We start from the raw sequence: 4,116 nt of genomic DNA on the forward strand, positions 1-4,116 counted from the left end.
ATTCCGCGCAAGCGCGGAATTAGTCCGGAACTCCGTTCCGGGACTCGACCGCTGACGCGGTCGAGGGGAATCCGGCTCCGCCGGATTCCTGCCCGGTGCCGGGCCGCTCCGCGCCCCGCCCCCGGGCGAACGGCGTGCGCTCCGCGCCCGCCTGAAGTCGCATCGGCAAGAGGGAGGCGCCGGGTTCTGTTGGTGGGCACTGAACTGACGCAATGTCAATCTGCTCGCACAGCCGGGACCCTGGAACCGTCAACTCGGGGCCCCAACAGGGGGTAACACCACGAACCTTCCCGAATCGTCGTGCGTCACGATGCAGATTCAGGATAGAGTCTGGGCTCAGCACGCACCCTCTCCCTCGGGCCCCTCCCCTCATCACGGGTGGAGGAAATACCGATCCGTCAATTTCTCTGCCAAAAACAGGAACCCTCCACTCGTCATCTCTACAGTCCAGACAGAAAGCGGGCCTCTGAATGCCTCACATCGAATTGCGCCCGCATCAGGCGGAAGCCGCGGACGCCGTGGTGAATCACCTTCAGGACCCGCCCGGAGGGCGCATTCCCCCGGAGGGACTGCGGACACAGGTAATCGCCGCTACCGGATCGGGCAAGACGCTCATCGCCGTGGAATCGGCGCGGCGGCTGTCCGCGCGGCGGGTGCTGGTCCTGGTGCCGACGCGGGACCTGCTGACGCAGATGGCCGGCGCGTGGCGTCGGGGTGGTCGGCGGGGTGCGATGGTCGGGGTGTGCGACCTGCGGGCGGAGGAGTCGGACGGCATCCCGTGCACGACCGATCCGGATGAACTCTTGTCGTGGGTGCAGGATCTGGAGCAGGTGACCGTGTTCGCGACGTACGCGGCGGTGGGTCTGGGCAAGCTCCAGCAGGCGCACAAGGCGGGTCTGCCGGTGTGGGACCTGATGATCGTTGACGAGGCCCACAGAACGAGTGGGGACGGGCTCAAGCCGTGGGCGGCGGTGCACCATCAGGCGCGGATTCCTGCGGTGCGGCGGCTCTACATGACGGCGACGCCCCGCGTGTGGGAGGCCGAGGGAGAGCAGCCCCGGTTGGTGGCGTCCATGGACCGGGACTCGCCGGTGTTCGGGCCGGTGGCGTATGAGCTGAAGCTGTCGGAGGCGATGCGGCGGGGGATCGTTGCGCCGTATCAGGTGGTGTGCCTGGACATCCGGGACCCCGGCCTGTACGCGGCGCTCGCCGAGGAAGCCGCGGGGTCTGACCGGGTGCGCGGGGCGCGGCTCGCAGCGCTGCAGACCGGCCTGCTGACGGCTGCCGCGCGGGAGCGGCTGCGGCGCATCCTGACGTTTCACAGCCGGGTCTCTGAGGTGGAGGCGATGGCCCGGGGTGTTCCTTCGGTGGCGGCCCGGCTCGCCGAGGAGGACCCGGAGCTGTTCCCGTCGGCGGAGCGGGTCTGGTCGGAGTGGCTCTACGGGGACCACGCTCCTGGGTATCGGCGTGAAGTGTTGGATGAGTTCGGGTCCGATTTCATCGGTGGTGCCCGGTCGGATGTTCGGGCGGCGGTGCGTGTTCTCAGCTCTGTGAAGGTGCTGGGGGAAGGCGTGGATACGGCGCAGTGTGATGCGGTCGCTTTCTGCGATGCGCGGGGGTCCATGGTCGACATCGTGCAGATGGTCGGGCGTGCCCTGCGTATGAATCCGGGAGAGGGGAAACTGGCGTCTCTTGTGGTGCCGGTATTTCTCGGGCCGGATGAGGATGTCGATGACCTTTTGACGTCGGATGCGTACGGGACCCTCGCGAAGGTGCTCGGGGCGCTGCGGGCGCACGACGCGGACATGATCGAGGCGCTGGCCGATCCACGGCAGCGCAGCAGACGCCGGGCCGGCGACGAGGACGCCCAAGTGGCGTCGTCTGGGGCGGTGTTGGGTGACTTGGACGACGTGGGCGAGGACCAGGGCGCCGAGGACCAGGACGAGGACGTTGACGACGGCGCTGAGGCGGAGGAGGGCGCCGGGGATGACATGTGGGTGAGCCAGGCAGCGGCGGGACTGCTCCGCTTCAGCAGCCCGCGCGACCCCGCGTTGGTGGCGCAGTTCGTGAGCCTGCGGGTGATCGATCCGGAGAAGACGTACTGGCGGCGCGGGATCGCGGCGGCCTCCCGGTGGCGGCGCGAGAGGGGCGGCGGGCAGCTGCGGGTGCCGTACGACTACGTGATGGGCGAGACCGAGGGCGAGAGTGGGGGTGAGGGGGAGAGCGGGGGCGGGTCGGCCGGCGCGGTCGCCGGGTTTCCGCTGGGGCGGTGGCTGGCGGATCAGCGGCGCTACTACAACGCAGGAACCCTGGAAGCCTCCCGCGTCAAGCAGCTGGACGCGCTGGGGATGGTGTGGTCCCACCACGACGTCGCGTGGGAAGAGGGTTTGACGGCTGCGCGGGCGTGGGCCGCCGCCCACGGGCACTTCCTGCCCCCGGTCCAGGCGGTGGGGGACGGCGGCTACCCGATCGGGGTATGGGCCAAGAACCAGCGTGCGGCGGCCCGCAGGACCTGGGAGAACGCCGAGCGGCGCGCCGCCGGTGAAACGGTGCCGGTGGGTGTTGGGGAGCTTCCTGAGAGTCGTCTGGAGGCTTTGGAGGCCATCGACCCGGGATGGTGCCCGCTGGGGTGGGACGTGGTCTGGCAGCGCTGCTTCACCCTCGCCCGCATCCACGTCCGGGCCGGGAGCGCCCTTCCCGAGACAGCCGGTGAACTCGTCGTCCAAGGCGAAGACCTTGGCGCATGGGCGCTCGCGCAGCGGCAGGGATGGGACAAGCTCTCCCCCGCGCAGCGATGGCTCCTGGGCAGCACGCTCGGGCTGGAACCCACCGGTCCCGGGGCGCGGCCGGGGAAGCTCACCGCAGACGGCAAGTGGGCGCTCAACGTGCGCGCCGCGCGGCAGTTCCACGCCCGCGAGGGACACCTACGCCCCGCCCGGAAGCACATCGAGCGCCTGGACATAGACGGCGTGGAGGTCGGCATCAAGCTGGGGACGTTCCTGGACAACATCCGCCGCCGCGCCGACAAACTCACCCCCGACAGGCGCGATGCGCTGGACCAACTCGGCATGCGCTGGTAACCCGGGAGCCTCTACGCCGAATGGGACCGTGCCGAGTGAGCCGGCTCACGCTGGTTGTCACCTTGGCGGGCGGGTTGTCACCTGTCGAGGAGGCTGCTGCTTGACGCTCATGTCGAGCAGCAGCTTGTCGCTGGGCGAAGTTCCGCTGCAATGGCTCAGTACGCGGAGTTGACGTTGTCGATGGAGCCGTAGCGGTGGGCGGCGTAGTTGGCGGCGGCGGTGATGTTGGCGACCGGGTCGGTGGAGCTGTTGGCGGTGCCGGCGACGTGGAATGCTTTGAATGTGGGGTCGATGACCTGGAGCAGGCCCTTGGAGGGGGTGCCGTTCTTGGCGTTGACGTCGTAGTTGTTCTGGGCGTTGGGGTTGCCGCTGGACTCGCGCATGATGTTGCGGTGCAGGCCCTCGTAGGTGCCCGGGATGCCCTTGGCCTTCATGATGGCCAGGGACTGCTTGATCCAGCCGTCGAGGTTGTTCGCGGCGCCTTTGGCGCCGGCGGGGTCGGCGGCGTTGGAGGCGATGGCGGGGGCGGCCTTGGGGGCCTGGGCGGCGTGGGCGGTGGCCGGCGTCAGCGTCAGGGCCGCGGCCGCGGCGCCGGTGGTGACCAGGCCGGTGACGGCCAGGTTGCGCAGACGGGCGAGGCGGGACGCAGGGGTGATCGCGGTCATGGGGTCTCCTACGGGACGTCTTTGAGGCGCCGGCCGGGTCATCCGGTCGCGGCCTGTCGGGCGTCGGGGCGAGGCCCCGCACAGCGCGGCGAACAAGGACGGCCCCGGCGATCCCGCCCGGTCCGGCCCGCTGCTTGCGGCGACGACAGACATGGTTAGCGACCGCGAGAACGGGAGGCAAGAATGTGACCTACTACCCAAGGACGTAGAAATTGCCCTAATTCGGTCATTCCGCTGCTTTTCTGTGCGTACACCGCTGTGCGGTTCTACGATCCCGCTTAGGACGTGACCTGCCTCTCGTGGGTGGCATCACGCGGAGAGCCTGAAAATCAGGCCTCCGGCCGGGCTTGCTCCACCCGGAAGGGGGCAGC

At 69.3% G+C, this 4,116-nt stretch carries 2 protein-coding genes; one reads left to right on the forward strand and one right to left on the reverse strand.

All coding sequences use genetic code 11. From position 1 onward, the window contains the following. Window positions 1–470 precede the first annotated feature (470 nt). Entirely contained in the window at window positions 471–3,080 is a 2,610-nt protein-coding gene (locus C3492_RS43650; RefSeq protein WP_103818100.1) for a DEAD/DEAH box helicase, read from the forward strand. 155 nt (window positions 3,081–3,235) lie between these two features. Here the strand turns inward: C3492_RS43650 and C3492_RS43655 are convergent, their stop codons facing one another. Beyond that, the gene (locus C3492_RS43655) at window positions 3,236–3,745 is read right to left on the reverse strand and encodes a transglycosylase SLT domain-containing protein (protein ID WP_103818101.1); all 510 of its coding nucleotides are present in this window, start codon (window positions 3,743–3,745) and stop codon (window positions 3,236–3,238) included. Window positions 3,746–4,116 lie beyond the last annotated feature (371 nt).

Source organism: Streptomyces sp. Ru62 (assembly GCF_002920615.1).
Classification (GTDB): Bacteria; Actinomycetota; Actinomycetes; order Streptomycetales; family Streptomycetaceae; genus Streptomyces.

Excerpts from the sequence above, each read along its gene's own strand:
- C3492_RS43655 (WP_103818101.1), bottom strand. The coding sequence starts at position 3,745 with ATGACCGCGATCACCCCTGCGTCCCGCCTCGCCCGTCTGCGCAACCTG.
- C3492_RS43650 (WP_103818100.1), top strand. The coding sequence starts at position 471 with ATGCCTCACATCGAATTGCGCCCGCATCAGGCGGAAGCCGCGGACGCC.